General features: G+C 61.4%; 22 protein-coding genes and 2 tRNA genes. 19 read left to right on the top strand and 5 right to left on the bottom strand.

What is annotated here, in order from left to right:
- The first annotated feature begins 62 nt into the window (after positions 1-62).
- Positions 63-1,421, top strand: coding sequence for an adenosylmethionine--8-amino-7-oxononanoate transaminase (locus V5738_RS07450; RefSeq protein ID WP_423823795.1), 1,359 nt, complete (start codon positions 63-65; stop codon positions 1,419-1,421).
- Positions 1,422-1,554: 133 nt separating this feature from the next.
- Positions 1,555-2,037, top strand: a complete 483-nt coding sequence (gene greA / locus V5738_RS07455) for a transcription elongation factor GreA (RefSeq protein ID WP_423823796.1) — start codon at positions 1,555-1,557, stop codon at positions 2,035-2,037.
- A 46-nt stretch (positions 2,038-2,083) separates the two neighbouring features.
- Here greA and V5738_RS07460 read toward each other — a convergent pair whose 3' ends face one another.
- The gene (locus V5738_RS07460; RefSeq protein ID WP_423823797.1) at positions 2,084-2,368 is read right to left on the bottom strand and encodes a YhbY family RNA-binding protein; all 285 of its coding nucleotides are present in this window, start codon (positions 2,366-2,368) and stop codon (positions 2,084-2,086) included.
- A gap of 39 nt (positions 2,369-2,407) precedes the next feature.
- Here V5738_RS07460 and V5738_RS07465 point away from each other — a divergent pair, with 39 nt between their 5' ends.
- From V5738_RS07465 to pnp, 15 genes are all read left to right on the top strand, one after another.
- Positions 2,408-3,028 (top strand): RlmE family RNA methyltransferase, encoded by a 621-nt coding sequence (locus V5738_RS07465; RefSeq protein WP_423823798.1) that lies wholly within the window; start codon positions 2,408-2,410, stop codon positions 3,026-3,028.
- 129 nt (positions 3,029-3,157) lie between these two features.
- Positions 3,158-5,116: an ATP-dependent zinc metalloprotease FtsH gene (ftsH, locus tag V5738_RS07470; protein WP_423823799.1), complete on the top strand. Its 1,959-nt coding sequence runs from the start codon at positions 3,158-3,160 to the stop codon at positions 5,114-5,116.
- A gap of 171 nt (positions 5,117-5,287) precedes the next feature.
- Positions 5,288-6,079: a dihydropteroate synthase gene (gene folP, locus V5738_RS07475; protein ID WP_423824145.1), complete on the top strand. Its 792-nt coding sequence runs from the start codon at positions 5,288-5,290 to the stop codon at positions 6,077-6,079.
- Positions 6,080-6,111: 32 nt separating this feature from the next.
- The gene (gene glmM, locus V5738_RS07480) at positions 6,112-7,494 is read left to right on the top strand and encodes a phosphoglucosamine mutase (protein WP_423823800.1); all 1,383 of its coding nucleotides are present in this window, start codon (positions 6,112-6,114) and stop codon (positions 7,492-7,494) included.
- A gap of 29 nt (positions 7,495-7,523) precedes the next feature.
- Positions 7,524-8,279 carry a triose-phosphate isomerase gene (gene tpiA / locus V5738_RS07485; RefSeq protein WP_423823801.1) on the top strand — a complete coding sequence of 252 codons (756 nt, stop codon included), beginning with the start codon at positions 7,524-7,526 and terminating at the stop codon, positions 8,277-8,279.
- Between the two features lie 27 nt (positions 8,280-8,306).
- Positions 8,307-8,756 carry a preprotein translocase subunit SecG gene (gene secG / locus V5738_RS07490; protein WP_423823802.1) on the top strand — a complete coding sequence of 150 codons (450 nt, stop codon included), beginning with the start codon at positions 8,307-8,309 and terminating at the stop codon, positions 8,754-8,756.
- 18 nt (positions 8,757-8,774) lie between these two features.
- Positions 8,775-8,859 (top strand) — tRNA-Leu (locus tag V5738_RS07495).
- Between the two features lie 1,184 nt (positions 8,860-10,043).
- A tRNA-Met gene (locus V5738_RS07500) sits at positions 10,044-10,120 on the top strand.
- A gap of 74 nt (positions 10,121-10,194) precedes the next feature.
- A complete protein-coding gene (gene rimP / locus V5738_RS07505) occupies positions 10,195-10,653 on the top strand; it encodes a ribosome maturation factor RimP (RefSeq protein ID WP_423823803.1) in 459 nt (152 codons plus the stop codon).
- 68 nt (positions 10,654-10,721) lie between these two features.
- On the top strand, positions 10,722-12,248 hold the full coding sequence (gene nusA, locus V5738_RS07510; protein ID WP_423823804.1) for a transcription termination factor NusA: 1,527 nt from the start codon (positions 10,722-10,724) through the stop codon (positions 12,246-12,248).
- Positions 12,249-12,314: 66 nt separating this feature from the next.
- Positions 12,315-14,993 carry a translation initiation factor IF-2 gene (gene infB, locus V5738_RS07515; RefSeq protein WP_423823805.1) on the top strand — a complete coding sequence of 893 codons (2,679 nt, stop codon included), beginning with the start codon at positions 12,315-12,317 and terminating at the stop codon, positions 14,991-14,993.
- Positions 14,994-14,999: 6 nt separating this feature from the next.
- Positions 15,000-15,416, top strand: a complete 417-nt coding sequence (gene rbfA, locus V5738_RS07520) for a 30S ribosome-binding factor RbfA (protein WP_423823806.1) — start codon at positions 15,000-15,002, stop codon at positions 15,414-15,416.
- Positions 15,403-16,329 (top strand): tRNA pseudouridine(55) synthase TruB, encoded by a 927-nt coding sequence (gene truB / locus V5738_RS07525; protein ID WP_423823807.1) that lies wholly within the window; start codon positions 15,403-15,405, stop codon positions 16,327-16,329. The genes rbfA and truB overlap by 14 nt, the downstream gene beginning before the upstream one ends.
- A 220-nt stretch (positions 16,330-16,549) precedes the next feature.
- Positions 16,550-16,819 carry a 30S ribosomal protein S15 gene (rpsO, locus tag V5738_RS07530; RefSeq protein WP_423824146.1) on the top strand — a complete coding sequence of 90 codons (270 nt, stop codon included), beginning with the start codon at positions 16,550-16,552 and terminating at the stop codon, positions 16,817-16,819.
- Between the two features lie 91 nt (positions 16,820-16,910).
- On the top strand, positions 16,911-19,037 hold the full coding sequence (gene pnp, locus V5738_RS07535; protein WP_423823808.1) for a polyribonucleotide nucleotidyltransferase: 2,127 nt from the start codon (positions 16,911-16,913) through the stop codon (positions 19,035-19,037).
- Between the two features lie 582 nt (positions 19,038-19,619).
- Here pnp and phaR read toward each other — a convergent pair.
- The 3 genes from phaR to cysZ form a co-directional block, all read right to left on the bottom strand.
- The gene (gene phaR, locus V5738_RS07540) at positions 19,620-20,180 is read right to left on the bottom strand and encodes a polyhydroxyalkanoate synthesis repressor PhaR (protein ID WP_423823809.1); all 561 of its coding nucleotides are present in this window, start codon (positions 20,178-20,180) and stop codon (positions 19,620-19,622) included.
- 144 nt (positions 20,181-20,324) lie between these two features.
- On the bottom strand, positions 20,325-20,768 hold the full coding sequence (dksA, locus tag V5738_RS07545; RefSeq protein ID WP_423823810.1) for an RNA polymerase-binding protein DksA: 444 nt from the start codon (positions 20,766-20,768) through the stop codon (positions 20,325-20,327).
- Positions 20,769-20,912: 144 nt separating this feature from the next.
- Entirely contained in the window at positions 20,913-21,686 is a 774-nt protein-coding gene (gene cysZ / locus V5738_RS07550; protein ID WP_423823811.1) for a sulfate transporter CysZ, read from the bottom strand.
- 265 nt (positions 21,687-21,951) lie between these two features.
- Between cysZ and V5738_RS07555 the strand changes: the two genes are divergently transcribed.
- Positions 21,952-22,659: a glycine zipper 2TM domain-containing protein gene (locus V5738_RS07555; RefSeq protein ID WP_423823812.1), complete on the top strand. Its 708-nt coding sequence runs from the start codon at positions 21,952-21,954 to the stop codon at positions 22,657-22,659.
- Between the two features lie 82 nt (positions 22,660-22,741).
- Here V5738_RS07555 and queF read toward each other — a convergent pair whose 3' ends face one another.
- On the bottom strand, positions 22,742-23,131 hold the full coding sequence (gene queF, locus V5738_RS07560) for a preQ(1) synthase (protein ID WP_423823813.1): 390 nt from the start codon (positions 23,129-23,131) through the stop codon (positions 22,742-22,744).
- Positions 23,132-23,274: 143 nt separating this feature from the next.
- Here queF and smc point away from each other — a divergent pair, with 143 nt between their 5' ends.
- Positions 23,275-26,793, top strand: coding sequence for a chromosome segregation protein SMC (smc, locus tag V5738_RS07565; RefSeq protein ID WP_423823814.1), 3,519 nt, complete (start codon positions 23,275-23,277; stop codon positions 26,791-26,793).

The following is a 26,793-nucleotide window of genomic DNA, read 5'->3' on the forward strand; positions in this document are numbered from 1 at the left end:
AATGCGCGCCCGATCGCGCCCCGGCCAGCGGGGTGCGCCATCCACGCTCCGAGAAGACCGCCATGAATAATCAGGATCTGATCGCCCGCGATCTCAATGTGCTCTGGCATCCCTGCACCCAGATGAAGGACACCCACGACCTGCCGCCGATCCCGATGCGGCGAGGCGAAGGCGTCTGGCTCGAGGATTTCGAGGGCAACCGCTATATCGATGCCGTCAGTTCTTGGTGGGTCAATATCTTCGGTCACGCCAACCCGGCCATTAACGATCGCATCAAAACCCAGCTCGATACCCTTGAGCACGTCATGTTGGCTGGTTTCTCGCACGAGCCGGCGGTCGAGCTGGCCGAACGTCTGGTGGATATCACGCCGGCCGGGTTGAACAAGGTTTTCTACGCCGATAACGGCTCGGCAGCGGTCGAAGTCGCGCTCAAGATGAGCTTCCATTACTGGCGCAATATCGGTCACGGCGAAAAGACCCGCTTCATCAACCTGACCAATAGCTACCACGGCGAAACCCTCGGCGCGCTGGCGGTCGGCGATGTCTCGCTGTACAAGAAGACCTACGAGCCGCTCCTGCTCAAACCGTTGACCGCGCGCTCGCCGGATTGCTTCCACCGGGCCCCCGGGGTGTCCTGGGCAGAGCACAGCCGCGAGGTGTTCGCCGAGATGGAGGCGCTGCTGGCCGAGCATGCCCATGAGACCTGTGCCGTGATCGTCGAGCCCTTGCTGCAGTGTGCTGGGCATATGCGCATGTATCACCCGGTCTATCTAGAGCTGCTGCGCGAGGCCTGCGACCGTTATGGCGTGCATCTGATCGCCGATGAGATCGCCTCTGGCTTCGGCCGGACCGGCACCCTGTTCGCCTGCGAGCAGGCCGGCGAGAACGGTATCTCGCCCGATTTCATGTGCCTGTCCAAGGGCATCACCGCCGGCTATTTGCCGCTATCGGTGACCATGACCACCGACCAGGTCTACCAGGCCTTCTACGACGACTACGAAAATCTCAGTGCGTTTCTGCACTCGCATTCCTATACCGGCAACCCGTTGGCCTGCGCGGCAGCGTTGGCGACGCTGGATGAGTTCGTCGCTCGTGATCAGATTAACGCCAACCGTGTGTTGTCCGAGCGCATGGCCCAATCGACTGCCGTGATCGCCGACCATCCGCACGTCGCCGAAGTCCGCCAGACCGGCATGGTTCTGGCTATTGAGATGGTCGCCGACAAGGCCAGCAGGACCCCGTTCGACTGGCGCGAGCGGCGCGGGCTGGATGTTTATCGCTATGCGGTGACCCAGGGCGCGTTGCTACGGCCGCTGGGCGACACCATGTACTTCATGCCACCCTATGTGATCTCGCCAGAACAGATCGATCATCTGGCTGAAGTCGCTGCCGAGGGTATCGATCGAGCCACCTCGACTTGATTCCCGCGCGCTGCTAGCCTGTTGCTATCGCGGATGAACGCCCATCCGCTGTCATTTTGGTCGTCGCGAAACGGTCGCCGTTCCGGGCGACCGTTTTGTTTTGAACGCTATTAACTCACTCGAGGTGGTCCCCATGGATCGTACGCCGCTGACCCAGACCGGTGCGGAGGCATTGCGCGAAGAGCTGAATCGCCTTAAAAAATCCGAGCGTCCGCGCATCGTCGCGGCGATCGAAGAAGCGCGTGCCCACGGCGATCTGAAAGAAAATGCCGAATACCACGCCGCCAAGGAGGAGCAAAGCTTCAACGAAGGGCGGATCAATGAGATCGAGGCCAAGCTCGCCTCGGCCCAGATCGTGGATGTCGCCCAGGCTGGCGCCCAAGCCAATGGCCGGGTGATCTTCGGGGCGACCGTGGATCTGGCCGATGAGGATTCGGGTGAAGAATTGACCTATCAGATTGTCGGCGAAGACGAGGCCGACATTAAAAAAGGCCTGCTGTCGTTCGCTTCGCCGATCGCCCGCGCCCTGATCGGTAAGACCGAGGGCGACGTGGTCGATGTCGACGTACCGGGCGGCAAGCGTACGCTCGAAATCGTCGACGTGCGTTATAAGTGATTGGCCACGGCCCGGCCGGCAGAGTTGCCGATTGCCGGGCTGGCCTTCATGTTTCGTCCGGGTTCGGCCGATATAGCGTTGCTGTTCGGCCGATCTGCTGGATGCAGGTCGCCTCCAGGGTTTCGCAGGCCTGCTGTACTTCGGCTTTGAATGTGGCCTTGTCGTCGGCGACGAGCTTGATCTTGATCAACTCGTGATCGGTCAGGCCGCGATCGATTTCAGCGAGCACGGCATCACTCAATCCGGCCGCGCCGGATTGCACGATGGGTTTCAGGTGATGGGCCTGTTTTTTCAGGGCGAGCCGGGTGGGCTTGTCGAGGTCGACGGACATGTGGTTTATCGGATCGGTTAAATCAGCAGTATACGGGCCATGAGCAAGCGCAGCGATACAAAGCGGTGGTTGGCCGCGCATCGATCCGATCCTTATGTCCGGGCGGCGCAGGCCGATAATTATCGATCGCGTGCCGTCTACAAGTTGGCCGAGATCGATGCCAAGGACGGCTTGCTCACCAAGTCGCGGTGTATCGTCGATCTGGGCGCGGCGCCGGGCGGCTGGAGTCAGTATGTTCGGCGCAATGCGCCTAAAGCTCGCGTCGTGGCCTTGGACCGGCTGGCCATGGACCCAATCGAAGGTGTGTCGTTTCTGCAGGTCGATTTCGCCGAGCAGGTCGGCCTGGATACGCTGCTGGCCGAGCTCGGGGACACATCCGTTGATCTTGTACTTTCCGACATGGCCCCCAATCTTTCGGGAGTGAAGGCAGCCGACCAGGCCAGTGTCATGCAGCTTGCAGAACTGTCGTTGGCGCTATGCGATGATGTGCTGTCGCCGGGCGGCGCGCTGCTGATGAAGGTTTTCCAGGGCGAGGGGTTCGACGAGCTGCTCGCCAGTATGCGATCCGTGTTTTCCCGAGTCGTTGTCCGCAAGCCAGAGGCTTCGCGGGATGCGAGTCGCGAGATGTATCTGTTGGGCCAGGGCTGGCGTAATGGATAGACAAGACTACGGAAGGCGTCGATAGGACACGAGTGTGAGTGGTTGAACCGTTTGATGGTTTACACTGTGAAAGTCGATGCGACCGAATAACCAAACGATCGCTGGGATTGGCGATCGAGGACGAAGATCTTGAACGAACTTGCCAAGAATCTACTGCTGTGGGTGGTGATCGCGCTCGTGCTTATGAGTGTGTTCTCCAGCTTTGCGCCCTCCGGTTCCACCGGCAATACGATGGCGTACTCGGACTTTCTGACGAAGGTCAAGAACGACAACGTCGCCCAGGTGAACATCGAAGATCATCAGATCTCGGGTCAGCTGACCTCCGGGCAGAAGTTCCATACTTACAGCCCGGAATCTGACAACAAAGCGATGATCGGGACGTTGCTCGATCACAACGTCGAGATCACTGGCGAGCCGCCGAACCAAGGTTCGTTCCTCAAGCAGATCCTGATCTCCTGGTTCCCGTTCCTGTTGTTGATCGGCGTCTGGATCTACTTCATGCGCCAGATGCAGGGCGGCGGCAAGGGCGGCGGCGCCATGTCGTTCGGCAAGTCCAAGGCCAAGATGATGCAGGCCGACCAGGTCAAGCTCACCTTCGCCGACGTGGCTGGTGTCGAGGAAGCCAAGTCCGAGGTTCAGGAACTGGTCGAATTCCTGTCTGATCCGTCCAAGTTCCAAAAGGTGGGCGGCAAGATTCCACGCGGCGTATTGATGGTCGGCTCTCCCGGTACGGGTAAGACGCTGCTGGCCAAGGCGATCGCAGGCGAGGCCGGGGTGCCGTTCTTCTCGATTTCCGGTTCCGACTTTGTCGAGATGTTCGTTGGCGTGGGTGCTTCGCGTGTTCGCGATATGTTCGAGCAGGCCAAGAAGCAGGCGCCGTGCATCATTTTCATCGACGAGATCGATGCCGTCGGCCGCCAGCGTGGCGCCGGTCTTGGCGGCGGCCACGACGAGCGCGAGCAGACGCTCAACCAGCTGCTGGTCGAGATGGATGGTTTCGAGGGCAGTGAAGGCGTGATCGTCATTGCTGCGACCAACCGTCCGGACGTGCTCGACCCGGCGCTGTTGCGCCCGGGGCGCTTCGACCGTCAGGTCGTGGTGCCGCTGCCGGATGTGCGCGGTCGCGAGCAGATCCTGAAGGTGCACATGAAGAATGTGCCGGTGCATGAGAACGTTAAGCCGAGCATTCTCGCGCGGGGTTGCCCCGGTTTTTCGGGCGCCGATCTGGCCAATCTCGTGAACGAGGCGGCCCTGTTCGCCGCGCGCGCCAACAAGAAGGAAGTCACCCAGGAAGACTTCGAGCGCGCCAAGGACAAGATCATGATGGGCGCCGAGCGCAAATCCATGATCATGAACGAGGACGACAAGCGCATGACGGCCTACCACGAGGCCGGGCATGCGATTATCGGCTTGTCGGTGCCGCAGCATGACCCAGTCCACAAGGTCACGATCGTGCCGCGCGGACGTGCACTCGGCGTGACTATGTTCCTGCCCGAGGAAGACCGCTACAGCTATTCCAAGCAACGGTTGATCAGCCAAATCTGCTCGCTGTATGGCGGTCGTCTGGCTGAAGAAATCATTTACGGCAAGGATATGGTCACCACCGGCGCCTCCAATGACATCGAGCGGGTTACGGAAATCGCCCGCAATATGGTCACCAAGTGGGGGCTGTCCGAGCGTATGGGGCCGATCGCCTACAACACCGAGGACAGCGAGCCATTCCTTGGCAAGTCGGCGACCCAAGGCGGCGGTGTGTCCGACGAAACGGTTCATGCCATCGACGAGGAGATCCGCGCGATCATCGACAGCTGCTACGAGCGTTCGCGGCAGATCCTCGAAGACAATATGGACAAGCTGCATCTGATGACCGATGCCCTGATGAAATACGAGACCATCGATCGCAAGCAGATCGATGAGATCATGCAAGGCCACGAACCAGGGCCGCCGGAAAGCTGGTCCGATTCAGACGCTTCGGGGCCGGGTGGCGGCTCGGGCGCCAGCGTCGGCAGCAGCGACACCGGCGATTCGGATGCGGGCGATCGAAATAACGACAGCGTGCCCAGCCCGGCTCATAATCGACAGTCCTGAGGTCGGTCGGCTGTTCAAAGCCGGTGCACCATCAACGGTGTGCCGGCTTTTTTAATTGAGTTTTATTAAGCCATGTGCCATTCGTCCATTGTAGAGTCGAGCTGCCGTACCGGCGGTTCGCATCTTTTGACCGGTGCGCGGCGCCGACTGTCGCTCGACGAGCCCGCGGTCATGGGCGTGCTCAACGTGACTCCCGATTCGTTTTCCGATGGCGGCCGTTATACGACCCGGGACACAGCCGTCGCCCGTGCACTCGAAATGATCGATAACGGGGCTCGGATCATCGATATCGGCGGCGAGTCGACCCGGCCCGGGGCAACGCCGGTTCCAGTCGAGGAAGAGCTCGCCCGGGTCGTGCCGGTCGTCGAGGCGCTACGCGAAACCAGCGATGTGTTCATTTCAGTCGATACCAGCCAAGCCGAGGTGATTCGGGCGAGCTGTGCGGCTGGCGCCGATATGATCAACGACGTTCGAGGTTTGGCCGAGGACGGGGCGCTAGCGGCTGTGATCGAAGCAGATGCCGCGGCCTGTGTCATGCACATGCAAGGTCGGCCGGCGACTATGCAGGCGGAGCCGCGCTATGCCGATGTCATCGGTGAAGTCTCTGCCTACCTGCACGAGCGCGTGGCGGCCTGCCGCGCTGCTGGCATGACGCTCGAGCGGTTGGTTGTGGATCCCGGTTTCGGTTTCGGCAAATCGTTGGCACACAATCTCGATCTGCTGCGCGCAATCGGCGAGCTGGATATCGAAGGGCGGCCCGTATTGATGGGCGTTTCGCGCAAATCGATGTTCGCCAAGTTGTTCGAATCCGACGATATGGGGTCGCGCATTAACGGTAGCTTGGGCGCTGCCTTCTGGGCGGCCCAGCGCGGGGTGAGTATCATACGATGCCACGATGTCCGCGAAACCGCGCAGATGGTGCGTCTGGCGCGTGCAATAGTGGCCGACGACCCTGTCGGTTAAACAACAACACATCACATAGCTTAGGGGGCGACGTGGCCCAGAAATTCTTTGGAACCGACGGTATTCGCGGTGAAGTCGGCCAGTCGCCGATGACACCTGATTTTGCACTGCGTCTTGGCTGGGCGGCCGGTCGCGTACTGATGCGGCGTTTGGATGCCGATGGTGGGCGCGACGCGCACGGTGCACGCCCTTGCGTATTGATCGGCAAGGACACGCGGCTGTCTGGTTATATGTTCGAATCGGCGCTGGAAGCTGGCTTTGCTTCGGCCGGCGTCGACGTGCTGTTGGTCGGCCCGCTGGCGACACCGGGAATCGCCTATCTGGCACGCACTTTCCGTGCGCTGGCTGGCGTCGTGATCAGTGCCTCGCACAACCCGTTTTCGGACAACGGCGTGAAGTTCTTTTCCCACCACGGCCAGAAGCTCGATGACGCCGTCGAGGCTGAAATTGAAGCGGAGTTGGATGAGCCGTTGGTCTGCGTTGCATCGCATCGACTTGGGCGGGCCCGACGCGTCGAATCGGCCTCGGGGCGCTATATCGAGTTCTGCAAATCCACCGCACGGTTGGATAACGGCGGGCTGCGTGGCCTAACGCTGGTGGTCGATTGTGCGAACGGGGCGACCTATCAGACCGCGCCCGAAGTGTTTCGCGAACTCGGGGCGAGCGTGCACGTGATCGGCAATACACCGGACGGCTTGAATATCAACGAAGGCTGCGGCTCGACCCATCCGGAAAAGCTCGCTGAGCAGGTCCGGCACTATGCGGCCGACGCCGGTATCGCCCTGGATGGCGACGGCGACCGTTGCATTATGGTCGATGAGCGCGGCGAGATCATCGACGGCGATCAGCTGATCTACGTCATCGCCGAAGAGCGCCGCCGCGCAGGTGAGCTCAAAGGCCCGGTGGTCGGTACGCTGATGAGCAATCTTGGTCTGGCCTTGGCGCTGGAATCGCAGGGTGTATCTTTCGAGCGCGCCAAGGTCGGCGATCGCCATGTGTTCGAGCGACTGCAGAACCGCGGCGGCAACGTCGGCGGCGAGTCGTCCGGGCATATTCTTTGTCTTGACCGGGCGACCACCGGCGATGGCACCGTGTCCGCGCTTCAGGTGCTGGCGGCGATGTGTGATCGTGGCTTGCCGTTGTCCACGTTGGTCGCGCCCGTCGAAAAATGCCCGCAGACGCTGATCAATGTGCGGGTCGGGCGCGGGGCCGCGGACGATTTGATGGAGGACGACGATGTTCGCCAAGCGGTCACGGAAGTCGAGACTGCACTCGGTGGCGACGGACGCGTATTATTGCGGCCCTCGGGTACCGAACCGCTGCTGCGCGTGATGGTCGAAGGGCGTGACGGCGAGGCCGTGGCGCGACACGCACAAAATCTTGCGGATGTGGTCGACCGGCGCGCTGCGGTCTGATCGCTGATCGAATAGGTAAAGGAGAAATCATGAGCCGTCGCAGCTTTATTGCTGGCAATTGGAAAATGCATGGCAGCGCCGAACACGTGGAAGATTTTTCGCGTGTGCTGGTTGATGCCGCGCCATCGCTTAATTGCGATCTGGCGATCTGTGTGCCGTTCGTGTACGTCGAGCGGCTGGCCCGTTTGCTCGAAGGCAGTGAGATCGCTCCGGGCGCCCAAAATCTCTCGCATAGCGTCGAGCATGGCGCGCATACTGGTGAAATCAGCGGTTCGATGCTCGCCGACTGTGGCGCCGATTACGTGATCGTCGGCCATTCCGAGCGGCGCGAAATGCATGGCGAAACCGACGAAGTGGTCGTTGCCAAAGCCGAGGCGGCTGTTGCGGCCGGGCTGCGGCCGATCGTATGTATCGGGGAATCGCTGGACCAGCGTGAAGCCGATAAAACTGAAGCGGTGCTCAAGCGCCAGATCTCGGCGCTAACGTCCGGCTGTGATCGCCAGACCCTCGAGCGCATGGTTCTGGCTTACGAGCCGATCTGGGCGATCGGTACGGGCCGTTCGGCCACGCCAGAGCAGGCGCAGGCTGTGCACGAATTCGTACGTACCCAATTCGCCGATTGGGATGCTACAATAGCGGACTCGCTGCCGATCCTTTACGGCGGCAGCGTAAAGCCGGATAATGCGTCCGCGCTTTTCGCCGGAGCGGACGTAGATGGCGCCCTTGTTGGCGGCGCGTCGCTCAAGTCAGATTCATTCGTCGGAATCGCTCGCGCGATGGGGTAGTCCTTCGCGGGCGAGCAGGCTGATTGCATGGTTTATACAATTCTGGTCATCTTTGAGGTCGTGGTTGCACTCGGGTTAATTGCGCTTATCCTGTTGCAGCATGGCAAAGGTGCCGACGCTGGGGCCGCCTTCGGTAGCGGCGCCTCGGGTACCGTATTCGGTGCTAAAGGGTCGGCGAATTTCATGAGCCGTGCGACAGCCGGTCTGGCGACGCTGTTCATGCTGACCAGCCTGGTTTTGGCCTATCTCGTCAACGGTGGCGGCGTTGGGGCCGGGAGTGGTAGTGTGACCGACCAGCTGCCCCAGGGCAGCTCGGCTTCGCAGTCTTCGGTTGTTGATACACAATCGGCAGACTCAGGTCAGAACGAGACAGGTAGTCAAGCGAATCAGAATGATTCGTCGGGTAGTGCTGCTGCTGAGTCGTCCAAGCAGTCGGATCAGCAGAACAGCGACAATGGGCCGAAGATTCCGGACTAGCCCACCGGATAAGATTTTGCCGACGTGGTGGAATTGGTAGACACGCTGTCTTGAGGGGGCAGTAGCGAGAGCTGTGCCGGTTCGAGTCCGGCCGTCGGCACCAATCGATCGATTGCGATCGGATAAAAGCCGCGCCCCAAGGGCGCGGCTTTTTTTATGCGTGCTCTGTTAGGCCTTCCGCAGGACGGGGCGATAGGGCAACGGCTCGGCATGGGCGCTTGGGCCGGCGATTACAGGTGCATTCTCAGTGGTGTCTCAGCCGCTCGATCGTTGTGACTCGGTCGTACGGAGTGTGATCCAGAACCCTGCGCGCCGACTAAGCCAGTATCCATCAATCCATAGACGCGCTGGGCTGTTCAAGTGCTCGCCACTGCTTCGGAGTGCTTGAGATAGACCGTAGGGTTGCAGTGCATGTTATAGGGCGGAACAAGCCCGCAGATCGAGGCATGCGAAAATATTTCGTGACCTCTGCGCGAAAGTCCGTCCAGCGCTGGGGTTATCGGTGGTTGGAACAGTGATTGGGTCGAGCTAGCGGGGCCGGCGAGCAATATATCGATCGCCCAGCGTCGATAAGCGTTGCGGAAGGCTGCGGCCGTCGGTGATTAGAGCCGCCAATGGCGCATGCTTTATTCGCGTCAGCCGATAGAAAGACGCATTCCGAGAGGCCGTATCGGCGCGACACGGCCGTCGATAGCCAGACTAGGCTTTAATCCGAGCAATCGAACGTCCTGAGTCCTCGCTTGACGGCTCAGCTGCGGCATTAAAACCGTACGTCTGGGGCTAGAATGCTGACCGGTGCGACCCGCGGTGCTGAATTGGGCTTCCGGGTCGGTCTTAGGGCGGCCACGATCGGGCGTTTTCATAGCCGCGACAGGGAGGCGGATCGGGTTGCGGCCTCCAAGCGTCGGTCGAGCTAATAATGCTGGTCTACCGCTGGCCGATCGCGAATACGTGCCAGGCATACTGGGAGCGTTATCAACGGTCGTGGCTTAATCAGGCGTCGCTCCGGGCAGGCGGTAGCATGGTTTGGTTGGGTGAGTGAGTCACGCAACGAGCGCGCAGTATCGCTAGGGCAAGGTGCATGCGACGGCTTGAAAGCCCGATTCATGCGGGGTTTGAGGACGACGTGAAAAAAAATGCGAGAAAAGCTTGCGTGTATCGATGATCGTGGTAATCTACGCATCGCGTTGAACGGTTGGCTTTCCAACCGGGCGGAAAGCGGCAAACGATTTCAAATAAACGCTTGCCAAACATTCCGCAATTATTTATAATTTCGCGCTCATCGGGTGCGGGGTGGAGCAGTCTGGCAGCTCGTCGGGCTCATAACCCGAAGGTCGCAGGTTCGAATCCTGCCCCCGCTACCACAACTGGTTACCGAAAAGCCCCCGATGTGGGGCTTTTTTGTTGGCGACTCATAATCGCTAAATCAAGCAATACTATGCCTCACCGCCTGAACAAAATACTCGAGCCAGTGGTCACCGATCTCGGTTACGAGCTATGGCATATCGAATCGGTCGGTAGTGGCAACAACGCGGTGTTACGCCTGTACATCGACTCGCCTGAAGGTATCGGCATCGAGGACTGCGAAAAAGTCAGCCATGAAGTCAGCGCCGCACTGGATGTGGCCGACGATGGAAGCGCGGCTTATCAGCTCGAAGTGTCGTCGCCGGGGCTCGACCGACCGTTGGCCACTGCCGAACATTTCGAGCGTTTTATAGGACAGCGTGCCCGAGTGAATATGTTCGCGCCCGTGGCCGGGCAGCGTAAGTTCAAGGGTTTGATCAAGGCCGTCAAAGGACAGGTGGTTGAGTTCGCCTGCGATGACGCCACATATGATCTGCCAGTCGGCGATATGGCGAAAGCGAGGCTGGAGCCGGTATTCGAAGACGAACAGTAAGGCGACGGGTCTGGTCTGCAGCAGTCCGCTGAAGCAGAGCGGCGTATGAACAACACTCAGGTGGTGTTATGAATAAAAATGTCCTTTTGGTCGCCGAAGCGGTTTCGAACGAAAAAGGCGTCGATCGCGAGATCATCTTTGAAGCCATCGAGGCGGCATTGGCGTCGGCGACACGCAAGAAGCATGGTGGTGAGATCGCCGTTCGGGTCGATGTGGATCGTAAGACTGGCGACTACGAGACTTTTCGTCGCTGGTGCGTAATCGACCCTGGCGCCGAAGGCGAAGATGGCGAGCCGGTTTTTATTGAGGCCCCCGATCGCGAGATCTCGCTGGAGCGGGCGCGCGAAACCCATCCCGACGTCGAAGTCGGCGACTACATCGAAGAGCAGATGGAGTCGGTAGAGTTTGGTCGTATCGCCGCCCAGGCTGCCAAGCAGGTCATTGTTCAGAAAGTGCGCGAGGCTGAACGGGCGCAAATCGTAGACGCCTATCAGGATCGTGTCGGTGAGCTGATCACCGGTTTGGTCAAGCGCATGGAACGCGGTTCGGTGATTCTCGATCTGGGCGGTAACGCCGAGGCGATTATTCCGCGCGACCAGATGATTCCGCGCGAACCGATGCGCCCGGGCGATCGCGTGCGCGGCTTTCTGTACGATGTGCGTCCGGAGCAGCGCGGTCCTCAGTTGTTCGTTTCGCGCAGCAAGCCGGAATTTCTCATTGAATTGTTCAAGCTCGAAGTGCCCGAGGTCGGTCAGGGCTTGATCGAACTGCGAGGTGCCTCGCGCGATCCTGGCTTGCGCGCTAAGATAGCGGTCCAGGCCAAAGATCGTCGTATCGATCCGGTCGGCGCCTGCGTCGGCATGCGTGGCTCGCGAGTCCAGAGCGTGTCGAACGAGCTGGCCGGTGAGCGCATCGACATCATCATGTGGAATGAGAATCCGGCGCAGTTCGTGATCAATGCGATGGCGCCGGCGGACGTGGAATCGATCGTTCTCGACGAAGATTCCGGTAGTATGGATCTCGCGGTTGCTGAGGATTCGTTGGCCAAGGCCATCGGTCGAGGCGGCCAGAATATTCGCCTGGCATCGGAGTTGACCGGTTGGCAACTCAATGTGATGACCCTCGAAGATGCTGATGCCAAGAGCGAGGCGGAAGGCGAGCAGTTGCAGACAATGTTCCGCGATCAGCTCGATGTCGACGACGAAGTCGCTGCCATTCTGGTACAGGAAGGCTTTACCTCGACTGAGGAGATCGCCTATGTGCCGGAGCCCGAGCTGCTGGAAATTGAAGAGTTCGATCAAGATATCGTCGAAGAGCTGCGCAGCCGCGCTCGCGACTATCTGCTTTCGAAGGCGATATCGAGCGCGGAAGGCGACGAGGCCGGCTACGAGCAGGATCTGCTGGAAGTCGACGGCGTCGACGAAACAATGGCCGGCAAGTTGGCCGAAGCAGGCGTGTCATCGCGTGACGATCTGGCCGAGCTGGGCGCTGACGAGTTGATGGAAATCATCGACATCGATCAAGCCGCGGCCGGCGAACTGATCATGGCCGCCCGTGCGCACTGGTTTGCTGATGAGCAGGCCAGCGCAGAATAATAGGGCGTAGAAGGCAAACGGATGGCTTGCGCATTCAACGCGCGAGCACCACGGAGTAAGCAGAATATGGCGCAAACGACAGTCAAACAGCTGGCATCGGAGGTTGGTATTCCGGTGGAGCGACTCGTCTCGCGCTTGGCCGAGGCGGGTGTATCCGCCTCGTCGGCCGAAGATCAGATCAGCGACGACGACAAACTCAAGCTGTTGCGTCACTTGCGTTCGGCGGAGACGAGCCGTACTGGGAACAGGCTTGGAACCAAGCGTTCCGGGGTTGCTTCGCGTCGACGCTCGACCTCTGAGCTTAAGGTCAACACCGGGCGTGGTGGGTCAAGTGGCCGCACGGTCAGTGTTGAGGTGCGCAAGCGCCGGAACTACGCCAATCGCCAGCAGCAGGGCGAGGACGCGCAGGACACCGAGGCCGATGCCGAAGTGCAGCAGCAGCAAGCCGAGCAGGCCGAGCTTGAACGGGCCGAAGCCGAGGCAGCCGAGCGCGAGCGACAGGCCGAGGAAGAACGCAAGGCCGAGGAAGAACGGGCGCAGCGCGAAGAAGAAGAGCGTCAGCGTGCTGAAGCCGAGGCCAAGCGTCAGGCCGATATCGCCGCGCAAAAGGAAGCCGAGGACAAAGCCCGGCGGGAAGCCATGGAGCGCGAGCGCGCCAAGCATGGCGTGCGTGTCGACTCGGCGCGGTCGCGGGCCCAGGAGAACCTGCGGCGTGCAGCCGAAAGCCACGGTCGAACCGAAGAAGACATTGCGCGTGAGAAAGAGCGCGAGCGTCGGGCTAAGACCGACGCCGCTCCTGCTGGCGCTGCCAAGGCCGACAAATCGCGCAAGGAACTGCATGTCGCCGAAGGCAAGCAGGGTCGTCGCAAGGACAAGAAAAAGCGCGGTGGCGGTCGGCGTCAGAAAAACGTCAATGTGGCCACCGAGCACACCTTCGAGCGGCCGACTGCACCAGTGGTGCGCGACGTCGAGATTCCCGAGACCATTACTGTGGCCGATCTGGCCCAGCGCATGGCGGTCAAGGGCAGCGAAGTGCTCAAGCGCATGATGCGGCTTGGCGTCATGGCCACCATCAACCAGATGGTCGATCAGGATACCGCCCAGATCATCGTCGAGGAGATGGGCCATAACGCGCTGCCGGTCAAGGCGGAATCGGCCGAAGAAGTGCTGGCCGAGGAAGTGCGGGCCGAGGAAGAACAGGTCGAAGGTGTGCCGCGTGCGCCGGTGGTCACCATCATGGGCCATGTCGACCACGGCAAGACCTCGCTGCTCGACTACATTCGTCGCGCTAAAGTGCAGGCAGGCGAGGCGGGTGGTATTACCCAGCATATCGGTGCCTATCACGTCACCCACGACAAGGGTGCTGTGACCTTCATCGATACGCCCGGTCACGCAGCGTTCACCCGCATGCGTGCCCGAGGCGCCGAAATCACGGATATCGCGATTCTGATCGTGGCCGCGGACGACGGGGTGATGCCGCAAACGCGCGAGTCGATCCAGCATGCGCGCGCTGCCGGTGTGCCGATCGTGGTCGCCGTGACCAAGATGGACGTAAGCGGCGCGGACATGGACAAGGTCAAGTCCGGGCTTTCGGCCGAAGACATTATTCCGGAAGACTGGGGCGGTGACGTCCAGGTCGTGCCGGTATCGTCCAAGACGGGCGAAGGCATCGACGAACTGCTGGACGCGGTGCTGCTACAGGCCGAGGTCAGCGAGTTCTCTGCGCCGATCGATGTCCCGGCGCGTGGCGTCGTGATCGAGTCGAGCCTCGAGAAAGGGCGTGGTCCGGTGGCCACGATTCTGGTCAAGGCTGGCACGCTCAAGCGCGGTGACAGCATTCTTGCCGGCCCGCATTTCGGCCGTGTTCGTGCGATGTTCAACGAGCGCGGCGAGCAGGTTAAAGAAGCCGGCCCGTCGATTCCGGTCGAGGTGCTGGGTCTGTCGGGTACGCCCGAGGCTGGTGACGATGCCTTCGTCGTGGCCAACGAGCGCAAGGCCCGTGAAATCGCCGAACAGCGTGAAGAGCATCAGCGCGAGTCCAAGCTGGCACAACAGCAGGCTGCGCGTCTGGAAGAAGTCTTCACCGCGATCGGCGAACATGGGGCGGCCGAGACCAAGGATCTCAACCTGCTGATCAAGGGCGACGTGCAGGGCAGCGTCGAAGCGCTGGTCGAGTCGCTGCGCAAGATTCCGAGCGAAGAGGTCAAGATCCGTATCATCTCGAGCGGGGTTGGCGGCATCAGCGAATCGGATGTGGAGCTGGCGATTGCCTCGCAGGCGATCATAATCGGTTTCAACGTGCGTGCCGATAACAAAGCGCGCAAGACGATTGCGGACTCGGGCGTGGATGTGCGCTATTACAGCGTGATCTACGAAGCGCTGCAGGACGTGACCGATGCAGTTAGTGGTCTACTCGGCACTGAGCTGCGCGAAGAGATCATCGGTCTGGCTGAGGTGCGGGACGTGTTCCGTTCGTCCAAGCTGGGTGCGATCGCCGGCTGTGTCGTCGCCGACGGCGCAGTGGTTCGAGGCCAGCCAATTCGCGTGCTCCGCGACAACGTCGTGGTCTACGAAGGCGAACTCGAATCCCTACGTCGCCACAAGGACGATGTGGATCGCGTGCCGGCTGGCACCGAGTGCGGCATCGGCGTGAAGAACTACAACGACGTCAAGCCCGGCGATCAGATCGAGGTGTACGAGCGCACCGAGGTCCAGCGCACGGTCTCGGACGCCGAAACGGCCTGATCGTCGATGGCAAGAGAGTTCTCCCGTCGGGAACGGGTGGCAGAGGAGCTCAAGCGCGAGCTTGGGGTCCTCATCGCCACGCAGGTTAAGGATCCGCGCGTTGAGTTCGTGACCATCACGGACGTCGACGTATCTCCAGATCTCAAGCATGCCAAGGTGTATGTCGGCACGTTTGACGTGACCGCTGGAGACGACAAGGCAGCACAGGCCGTCCAGGGCTTAAAAGCCGCGGGCGGCTACCTTAAGAAGCAGCTTTCTAAGCGGCTGCGTCTTCGGGCTCTGCCCGACCTGCGGTTCATCCAGGATACGACCGAACGCGACGCCCAGCGTCTCGACCGGTTGATCGACGACGCAATCGAGCAGGATCGTGAACATGCCGATCCGGATCTCGACGAGTCGAACGAGGATCGTGGGCCGGCGTAAGCGCGGCGCCGATATCGACGGCGTCGTTCTGCTGGATAAGCCGTTGGGTTTGTCGTCGAATCATGCGCTGCAGCGGGTTCGGCGGGCGTTCAATGCACGTAAGGCCGGTCATACAGGAAGCTTGGATCCACTGGCCAGCGGGCTGTTGCCCGTTTGTCTGGGGGAAGCCACCAAGCTGTCTTCCTATCTATTGGCTGCGGACAAGGCGTATCGCGTGACTGCGCGCCTTGGCTGGGAAACCACGACCGGCGACGTCGAAGGCGAGGTGTCGCGCCGTAGCGAGCAGCTCATCCCGGCTGGCGAGCACCTGGACACGATCCTGGGCTCGTTTGTAGGCCCGCAAAAACAGATTCCGCCGATGTATTCGGCGTTGAAGCTTGATGGCAAACCGCTGTATGAATACGCCCGCGAAGGGCGCACGGTCGAGCGCGAGCCACGACCAATCACGGTCTATTCGATCGATCGAGTCGAAACGCAGGATACAACGCTGACGCTCGATGTTGCGGTCAGCAGCGGCACCTATGTTCGAACGTTGGTCGAAGATATCGCTCGTGCCTGGGGCGGCTGTGCGCATGTGGCCTATCTGCGGCGCACCCGGGTCGGCGAACTGGGTATCGCAGAGCCTATGGTGACGCTCGAAGCTCTCGAACAAGCCACGAGCGACAATCCTCAGGCTGTCGAGAATCAATGGCTGCGGCCGGTTTCGATGCTCATCGGTGATTGGCCGGCCGCACGGCTGGATGCCTCACAGGCTACAGCGATTGGCCACGGGCAGAGCGTGTTCGGCAACTGGGAAAAAACCGATCAATTGCTGCGGCTCGAATCCCCCGACGGGTGCGTGCTGGGGCTGGGGTATTACGATCCAGCCGGGGCGCTTCGCGCGAAACGGCTTTTCGCTCGCCCGCAGCGTTAAGCGGCGATAAAAACACCGTAATCGCGGTTGTACCGGGCCGAATTCGCCGCTAGAATACGCGCTCCAAACTATCCGGCGGCCCTTGTAGCAATGGGCTAACCGCACGGGCTTTTCCAAATAACCCAGCTGAACGTCGACTCGGCTTCATATTTTGGAAACAGCCAGCCTGCAGCACACCCCGATTGCGCCGGCCCGCCAGCACACAATTTCAGGAGTGATTATGGCTCTGTCGACGCAAGAAAAAGCCGAGGTCATCGAAAAATACGGGCGCGGCTCCGGTGATACCGGTTCGCCGGAAGTGCAGATTGCACTGTTGACTACCCGTATTAGCCAGCTCGGCGAGCATTTCGATTTCCATAAGGGAGATCACCATTCCCGTCGCGGCTTGCTGAAGATGGTCAACCGTCGTCGCAAGCTGCTCGACTACGTGAAACGGCATGATGCCAACCGTTATAAAACGATCATTCAGGATCTTGGCCTGCGTCGCTAAGCGCACGGCTCACGATTGATCGTGAAAGCGCCCCTCGGGTAGCCGAGACGGGCGCTTTTTTGTTTCGAAAGCAGGAAGTCAGGAAAAATACGTGAGTAAAGTAGAAGTCACCAGCCGGCAGAGCTTCCAGTACGGCGAACACAACGTCACGCTGGAAACCGGTGAAATCGCACGCCAAGCCGATGGCGCCGTGATGGTCAGCATGGGCGATACGGCGGTCCTGGTTACCGCCGTGGGTAAAAAAGAAGCCAAGCCCGACGCCAATTTCTTTCCGCTGACCGTCAATTACCAAGAACGGACCTATGCCGGCGGTAAAATCCCCGGCGGGTTTTTTAAGCGAGAAGGGCGCCCGGGGGAAAAAGAAACACTGACCTGTCGTCTGATCGACCGGCCGATTCGCCCGCTGTTTCCGAACGGGTTCTATAACGAAGTCCAGATCATCGCGACGGTGATGTCGGTCGATCCGGAAATCGATGCCGATATCCCGGCCATGATCGGTGCTTCCGCCGCACTGGCGTTGTCCGGTATGCCGTTCGAAGGCCCGATCGGCGGCGCGCGCGTGGGCTATGCCAACGGCGAGTACGTCCTCAACCCGAGCGCGACGCTGCTCAAGGACAGCGAGTTAAATCTGGTCGTGGCCGGCACCTCGGATGCGGTGTTGATGGTCGAGTCCGAGGCCAAGCAGCTGTCCGAGGAAATTATGCTCGGCGCCGTACTGTTTGGCCATGAGCAGCTCCAGGCGGCCATTAAGGCGATCGACGCCCTGGCTGCCGAAGCGGCCCGTCCGGCTTGGGACTGGCAGGCCCCCGAAAAAGACGAATCGCTGGCCGATGCCGTCGCGCGGGTCGCCAGCGACGACGTCACCGCGGCCTACCAGATCGCCGACAAGCAGGAGCGTCAGACGCGGCTCGGCGAGATCAAGGATAAGGTCGTGGCGGAACTGGCCGCTGCCGAAGGCGAAGGTGGCCACGCTGAGGCCGACGTCAAGGCTGCACTGGGCGATCTCGAGAAGAAAACGGTGCGTTCGCGCATCCTCGAAGGCCAGCCGCGTATCGACGGTCGCGATACCCGCACCGTACGCGATTTGAGTATCCGGACCGGCGTACTGCCGCGCACCCACGGCTCGGCGCTGTTCACTCGTGGCGAGACCCAGGCCCTGGCCGTGGCTACGCTCGGCACCGGCCGCGATGCGCAGATGATCGATGCGGTCGAAGGCAAGTATGAAGATCCGTTCATGCTGCACTACAACTTCCCGCCGTACTGCGTTGGCGAGACTGGTTTCATGGGCAGCCCCAAGCGTCGAGAGATCGGCCATGGCAAGCTGGCCAAGCGCGGCATCATGGGCGTTCTGCCGGACCTCGAAAACGAGTTCCCCTACGTCATGCGTGTGGTCTCGGAAGTGACCGAGTCGAATGGCTCGTCCTCGATGGCCTCGGTCTGCGGCACCAGTCTGGCGTTGATGGATGCCGGTGTGCCGATCAAGGCGCCGGTGGCCGGCGTGGCCATGGGCCTGATCAAGGACGGCGACAAGTTCGCCGTGCTTACCGACATCCTGGGCGACGAGGATCACCTCGGCGACATGGACTTCAAGGTCGCTGGGTCGTCGAACGGCGTCACGGCGCTGCAGATGGACATCAAGATCGGCGGGATCACGCGCGAGATCATGGAAGTCGCCCTGGAGCAGGCCAAGGAAGGCCGTATGCACATCCTGGGCGTGATGTCGGAAGCCATCGACGCGCCGCGCAAGGAAGTCTCCGAGTGGGCGCCGCGCATCTTCAACATCAAGATCGATTCCGAGAAGATTCGTGACGTCATCGGCAAGGGCGGCGCGACCATCCGCTCGATCACCGAAGAAACCGGTGCGTCCATCGATATCGAAGACGACGGTACGATCCACGTGGCGGCAGTCGATAAGACCGCAGCCGATATGGCGATCAAGCGGATCGAAGACATCACCCGCGATATCGAGGCCGGCCAGGTCTACGAGGGCAAGGTGGTACGGATCGTTGACTTCGGTGCGTTCGTGAATCTGGTGCCGGGCCGCGACGGACTGGTACATATTTCGCAAATCGCGCCGCATCGCGTCGAAAACGTCTCCGATGAACTCTCCGAAGGCCAGATGGTCAAGGTCAAGGTGCTCGAGGTCGATCGCCAAGGCCGAATTCGGCTTTCGATGAAGGAATTGGCCGAGCAAGAAAGCGAGGAAAGCGCCGAGTAGTCGAACGCCGGCTATCAACGCGACTCGCGAAAAGCGCCTCTCCGGAGGCGCTTTTTTTTTGGGCCTGAGGCGGTTGCTGTCGTCCCTGTGCTGCATTGGCCCGGCTTGCAAAAAGCGACTTGGGGCCAGGCTCGAAGCACCGCAGGGCGCCCTCGGTTTATCGGGCATGAGGTGGGCCCAAGCCGACAAGACAAACCGGCCACAGAGTCACGACACAACGGCTATCGGGGGCTGTCATTGGCTAATGTTGTCCGATCACGCGATCTCGCCCGAATGTTTGCCGTCATGTGGAGCGCGCGCGTATAGCGCATCTCGACTCGCTCTAGTCCAGAATGCGCGTGGCAGCACGCAATGCCGGGCATCAGGCAGTGGGATCCGGTAGGCAAGCACAAGAGCGGTCACCGGGTATGGGATCGTGACCATAAAAAAAGCCCCCTTGGAGAAGGGGGCTAAGTGCGAGAAAGGCCGTTAGGCCTTTCGGAGGAGATTCCTCGACCGCCTCGGCGATCTGCAAATTAGTATAGTACGACTTTCGTATAAATCAAGAATATTCTGGAATTTTCTTGCCGAGCCGCTGACGGTTCAATCCTGGTTCGAGGCGTCCCCGGTTTGGGGCGTGTTCGACTGTCCAGCGCCTGTTGTGTCCGAACTGATATCAGACTCCGCATCGTCCTCGGGCGGCCGTGTGTCACGGCGGTCCAGATTCGCCAGAAATTCCCGGCGTACGCTGCGCCAGATCGGTAGTTGGTGCTGCGATAATTCGCGCAGTGCAGCCAATGGATTGTTCGCGCCGAGCAGGCGGCGCAGGCGCTCGCGAAACTGTGCTTGCTGTTCGTTGAACAGCTCCAGCGATAATTCCAGGTACGAGCTCATGGCGCCCTGCATCGAGTCGCCATAGAAGCGAATGATGTGGCGCAAGATTTCGGTTCGGAAGATCGGGTCGCCGCCTTCTTCCTGTTCGCTGATCACCTGCAGGAGAATGCTGCGTGTGATGTCGCGCCCGCTGCGCTTGTCGACAATCGTGAAATCTTCGTTCGCGATCACGAGCTGGCGCACATGGTCGAGCGTGATGTAGCGGCTGACTTCTGTGTCGTACAGCCGACGGTTGGGATATTTCTTGATGATCCGCTGTGTAGAAGCCATCGGCAGTTCGGTTGCGGTATTGCCCGGTCGCTGGAAACGGAGTGTCCAACCTGCGCAAGCAGGCACGCCACGACCTGGGCGTCGCCGGGCGACGCTCAGGTCGAAACGAGTGCAGCGGCAAGTCGTCTCTGTTTTGCTCTAGGGCTAGCGGCCGAGTTGACGCTCGCGGATTTCGTCGAGGCTCTTGCAGTCCACACAGAGGGTGGCCGTTGGACGGGCCTCAAGCCTGCGAATGCCGATTTCGGTACCGCAGGTTTCACAGAAACCGTATTCGTCGCGATCGACTCGTGCGATGCCTTGGTCGATCTTGCGGATCAACTTGCGTTCGCGGTCCCGGGTGCGCAGCTCCAGGCTGAATTCCGATTCCTGGCTGGCCCGGTCGGTCGGATCCGGAAAGTTCGCCGCCTCATCCTTCATGTGATGCATGGTGCGGTCCACTTCCTCCATCAGCTCACGCTTCCACTGCATGAGAATGTTTCGGAAATGCTCGCGCTGCGCCTCGTTCATGTACTCCTCGTCCTCGGACGGGGTGTACGGCGTAAACTCCTGCGGCGCGTCGAGTTTTGAGGGGTTTTCGCTGGTCGCCATGATATTCTCGGATCGACAAACAGCGCGTAGCTTTAGCAAAAATAGTGCCGTTGTGCAATCAACTGCTGATGTGCTCGGTCACTGGCGCACTCCAGCGACCACATTCCGCGCAACATCGAAGACGAAGCCGACAAATACAGGATGTCATCGCCGGGCCGGCAGAGATGGCTCCGGCGCCGGCGGATAGTCTGTTTCCAGATACAGCAGCGTGGCCCCGATGACTGCCGCCGGCATGACCAGGAGATTGGCCAGTGGCACCGCGGTCGCCACGGTCACGATGCCGCCGAAGCCGAGGTGTCGCCAGCTGCGGGCATGCAGACAGCGCATTTTCTCATCGAAGTGCATGCCGCGATTGGCCATGGGCTGGTCGAGATATTCGAAGGCCAGCATGAAAGCGCCAAACACGAACCAGAGCGGCGCAATCGCGAGATTGGCCACTGGGATGAATAACAGCACCAAGCTCACCAGGCCCAGCAGAATGGCCCGAGAGGCGTAATAGCGTAGCCGGCGCATTTCGCCGGTCACCCCGTCGATCATTTCGCCGGCCAGATTCATGCCGCTGTTGGGTTCGCGGCCGGTCATCAGCGTCTCGACCCGCGCCGACAGCATGCCGTTGAATGGGCTTGCGATCAGGTTCGCGAGCAGGGTGAAGAAGTAGCAAAAAGCCAGCGCACCGATGATCATGGCCAGCCACCAGAGCACGTTCTCGAGCCACTGCAACCAGTCGGGCAGACCGGAAAGCCAAGCCGTGAGCCAGTCGTTGAGTTGCCAGCCAAACAGGCTCATGAGAGCCACGATCAGTACGATATTGATAATGATCGGCATGATCACATAGCGCCTCAGGCCAGGCGCGCCGAGCATGCCGAAGCCGCGTGCCAGGTAGGACGGGCCGAGCACGAGTTCGGATACGGGGTTCATCTATCGTTCGACAAACGGTCGCTAGATTCTTAGCCCTATTGTAGTCCCTGTAACGTTAAGGTCTGTTGATGTTTCGTTGTGTTCGCGCCAAGCGCTGTCTTGCGCCGCGTCAAGAGATTGTACGTACTGCGCTGCCGTTGCCCGCCAGCGCCGGCAGGGCGTCCGAAGGTGCCCAGCCTATCGGCTCGATTCGCCCAATCGGGTACTGAAACGAAAGCCATCGCAAGACTTCGTACGGCCCACATCCAACCTGCGAGTTCCCGTTATGAGTTCACGACCGATAGTGCGCGCTGCCGCCATGGCGCTGTTGATCCCCGTTCTTGGGCTGGCCGCCTGTTCGAAAGACGACCAAGAGCAGGCCGAGGGTCAGGCCCAAGCCGCCCAGGAGCAGCTCAAGCAGGCCAATGACAATCTAGAGCAGGCACAGCAACAGCTGGCCGAAGCCAAGCAACAGGCCGCCGAAGCCAAGGCCCAGCAAGACCCGCAGGCCGCGCAGGACAAGGTCAGCCAAGCACAGAAGAAACAGGCCAGTGCCGATGAAAAACAGACCCAGGCCCGTCAGGCTTCGGAGCAAAAGACTGAACAGGCACGCAACGCCGCACGCAAGCAGGCCAAGAATAACGATCAGCCGATATGCAGCGACTGCGGCACGGTGAGTGCCATCACGCCGGTACAACGCAATGCACAGCACGGCAGTGGAGTAGGCGCAGTCGCCGGTGGCGTGGCCGGCGGCGTCGTCGGCAGTCAGATCGGGCACGGCGCTGGCAAGACGATCGCCGAGATCGCTGGCGCGCTCGGCGGTGCCTATGCCGGCAACGCGGCTGAAAAACATGTGCGCAAGGTGACGGTGTATCAGGTCAGCGTGGCCATGGATACCGGCGGCACGCGCAGCGTGACGCTGGATTCGGCCGACGGAATCAGTGCCGGCACCCGTGTCCGGGTACAGGGCAGCGATATCGCCCCGATGCGATAAAACACGGCAGCCACGAAAAAGCCCGGACATTGGTCCGGGCTTTCGGCATACCGTTCGGCCTGCAGAGGCGGCTTTGGGAGCGCTAGGGCAGATCGACCCGCGTTGGCGGCTGCCAGCCATCGGCCCGGTGCTCGGCGATCACGGTCGTATCGATACCGCCGCGGACCCAGAATTCAGCGGTCACGCGCATGAATCGTGGCGCGGTCGCAGCCACCAGATCCGACAGGATCTTGTTGGTCACGGCTTCGTGGAAGGCGCCTTCGTCGCGATACGACCAGATATACAGCTTGAGCGCCTTCAGCTCGACGCATTGGGCTTCCGGCACATATTCCAGATGCAGCGTCGCGAAGTCCGGCTGGCCGGTCATCGGGCACAGACAAGTGAACTCAGGGATCCGCATCCGGATCGTGTAATCGCGCTCGGGCGTGGGGTTATCGAAGGTTTCGAGTGAACGACTCGGGGAGCTGGGCATGGCGGATGAATGCGGCGAAAGCCGGCGTGTCAAAGCATTGGCGCGCTAGGGTACACTAGGCGGCTTTTCATGCGTAGATGTGCCCGAGGCTGAAAGTGCGCGAAAAGACTGCGTCCGCGCCGTTGGAGGTCGGCTGACCCCGCATGCGGCTGACCCATATCAAACTGGCTGGTTTCAAGTCGTTCGTGGACCCGACGACCTTGTCTCTGGCGTCGAATCTGACCAGCGTGGTCGGACCCAACGGCTGCGGCAAGTCGAACGTAATCGACGCCGTGCGCTGGGTGACCGGCGAATCGAGCGCGCGCCAGTTGCGCGGCGAGGCGCTCGAAGACGTGATCTTCAACGGTTCGAACGCCCGCAAGCCGGTTGGCCGGGCCTCGGTCGAGCTCAAGTTTGATAACAGCGAGGGCAAGCTCGGCGGCCAGTACGCGGCCTTCGGCGAGATCTCGGTGCGCCGCGAGCTGACCCGCGAGTCAGGCTCGAAGTACTTCATCAACAATACCCGGGCGCGTCGGCGCGATGTGGTCGATCTGTTTCTTGGCACTGGCCTTGGCGGGCGCAGCAACTATGCGGTGATCGAGCAGGGCGCGGTCAATCGACTGATCGAGGCCAAGCCCGAGGATATGCGTCAGGTGCTCGAAGAAGCCGCCGGCATCTCCAAGTACAAGGAACGCCGGCGTGAGACCGAAAACCGCATCCGGCATACCCGTGACAACCTTGAGCGTCTGGACGATCTAATTTCGGAAGTCGGCCAGCGGCTGACGACGCTTAAGCGCCAAGCGGCCAACGCCGAAAAATACAAGACCTACAAGGCCGAGGAGCGCCAGCTGCGGGCCGAATTGCTGACCCTGCGCTGGCAGGCCCGTAGTGCCGAAGTCGAAACCGCCGAAGCCGCGCTGCGGGCCGCCGAAGAGCGCCTGCGCGAGGCCATCGGCCTGCGGCGTCAGGCCGACGAGGCCCGCGACCAGGCGGGCCAGGCGCAACAGACGGCCATGACCGAAGTACAGAATCGGCAGGCCGCGTTCTACGATGCCCAAGCCCAGGTCGGGCGCATCGAACAGGCGCTGAATCATGCCCGCGAGGTCGAGCAGATGCGTCAGCGCGAGCGCCAGGCGTTGGTGGATCGTCTCGACAAACTCGGACAGCGACGCAACGAGGATCGCGACGCCGACCAAGGCCAACAAGAGGCTGAGGCCGCGCGACGCGCCGAGCGCGAACAGGCCGAGATCGAACTCGCCGAGGCACGCAAGCGCCTGGAAACAGCCGAAGCCGAGGCCGCCCAGGCCGAAGCCGAGTGGGACGCGCTCAGCAACCGGGAGCACAACCCGGTCCAGCAGCTCGAGGCTGAGCGTACCCAGGCCCGCTATGCCGCCCAGCAACGCGATCAACTCGCCGAGCGCGACGCTGCCCGCAAAGCCGAGCGAGACAACTTACCGGCGATCGACGATGCCGCGATGGCTCGCGCCGAGCAGGATCAGGCGCAGCGCCAGCGAAATCTAAACGACGGCCGGGCCCAGGCCGAGCAGGCTCGACAGCAGGCCGAGACGCTACGCGATGCCATTGCCGAGGCCGAAAAACAGGCCACCGAGCAGCGCACGCGTCTGGCCGAACTACAGGCCGAGCTGGCCTCCGAGCGTAAAATGCAGCGCGCGGTACTGCGTGAAGACGATGCCACGATCAACGACTGGCTGGCCGCGCATGGCTATGGTCAGGCCGAAGGCGTGGCGCGCCGGGTGCGGGTGCAAAGCGACATGCGGGCTGCCGCCGAGTCGGCCCTGGGGGGCCTGCTGCGCGGGTTCGTGGTCGACGACTTGACCCCGGCGGCCGGCGCCGAGATGGGCGACTGGCCGGCCGATCCAGTCGCGCTGGTGGATGCCGAAGCTGGGGTCGACTTCCCGCAGCCTGTGGCGCCGGCCGGGCTCGAAACGCTGCTCAGTGGCCTCGACGGCCCGGCCGCTTTACGTGCCGCAGCAGCGCATGTGTTCGTGGCTGACACCCTCGATGCTGCGTTGGCGGCCCGAGACGCGCTTGCGCCGCATCAATTGATCGTGACCCGCGACGGCTGCCGGATCGGGCCGGCCAGCTTGATCACGCCGGCGGGCGAGGCCGCCGAGCAGGGTGTATTCGAGCGCGAACAGCGTATTGCAGCCCTGCAGGAGGATATTGATCGTCTTGGTGGCGAGGTCGAGGCCGGCGAACGCGCCCTGGGCGATCAACGCCAGCAACTGGAGACTCTGCGCCAGCGCCAGACCGCGCTCGATGAATCGATTGCCAGCGAGCAGCGGGCGCTGGAGACCGCACGGGCCGAACTCGAGGGCCAACGTTTGCGCGCCGAGCAGACCCGGCAACGCGATGCCGAAATTGCGGCCGAACGGGCCGATCTGGCCGAACAGCACCAGCAGGCCAAAGAGCACGCCGAAGCCGCTGCGACCCGAGTGGCCGAGCTCGAGATCGAGGCCGAGGAATTCGCCAGTACGCGCCAGCAGGCACGGGATCGGCTGGCCACGGCGCGCCAACAGCGTGATCGGGCCCGCAGTGAGGCCGCGACCGCCGAGCGGCGCACCGGCGAGCTCGACAACACGCTCGCCCAGATCGCCAGTCGGCGCGAGAATTTGGCGTCGCGGCTGGCCGATACCCAGAGCGCTATCGACGATGTCTCGGCCCAGCTCGAACGTTTCGATGCCCAAAGTACCGACGATTCTGCAGTCAGCGACTACAGCGCCGCAGATCTCGACGCTGCGCGCGAGACCCAGGCCGCGGCCGAGCGCGAACTGCGTGCGGCGCGAGAGGCGCTCAAAGCACGGGAGTCCGAACACAAGCAGGCTGGCCAAGCTGCGATGAACGCAGAGCAACAGGTCGAGACCACTCGCGAGACGCTCCAGCAGGCCAAAGTCGACGTGGAGACGGCCGGTGTGCGGCGCCATGGGGTGGTCGAACAGCTTGAAGAACTCGGCGAGGCCCCGGCGTCTATTGCCGAAAACCTGGCGCCAGAGGCCACGGTCGACGCCTGGAACGACAAGATCGAGGCGGTCGAGCGTCGGATCTCGAAACTCGGCGCGATCAATCTCGCAGCCATCGAGGAATACGACGAGGTTGCCGAGCGCGAGAAATATCTCGGCGAACAGCGCACCGACCTGTCCGAAGCGCTGGCGACCCTGGAAGATGCGATCGCGCGCATCGACCGGGAGACCCGGCAGCGGTTCAAGGCCACCTACGACCAGATCAACCAGCGTTTCTCCGAGATGTTTCCGCAGCTATTCGGCGGTGGCGAAGCCGCGCTAGAGTTGACCGACGAAGACTGGCTGACCACCGGCGTACGGGTCATGGCACGGCCGCCGGGCAAGCGCAATGCCTCGATTCAGATGTTGTCCGGCGGCGAGAAGGCCTTGACCGCAGTGGCGCTGCTGTTCGCGCTGTTCGAGCTCAATCCGGCGCCATTCTGTATGCTCGACGAAATCGATGCACCGCTAGACGATGCCAACGTCTCGCGATTCTGTGAGCTGGTGCGCAAAATGTCGGCCCAGGTACAGTTCATCGTCATCACGCATAATAAGCTCACCATGGAATTGGCCGAACAGCTTCATGGTGTGACCATGGCCGAACCCGGGGTGTCCCGGCTGGTCAGCGTCGATATCGATCAGGCGCTTGATCTGGCCGGCTGA

Source organism: Salinisphaera sp. SPP-AMP-43, assembly GCF_049568105.1.
Taxonomy (GTDB): Bacteria; Pseudomonadota; Gammaproteobacteria; order Nevskiales; family Salinisphaeraceae; genus Salinisphaera.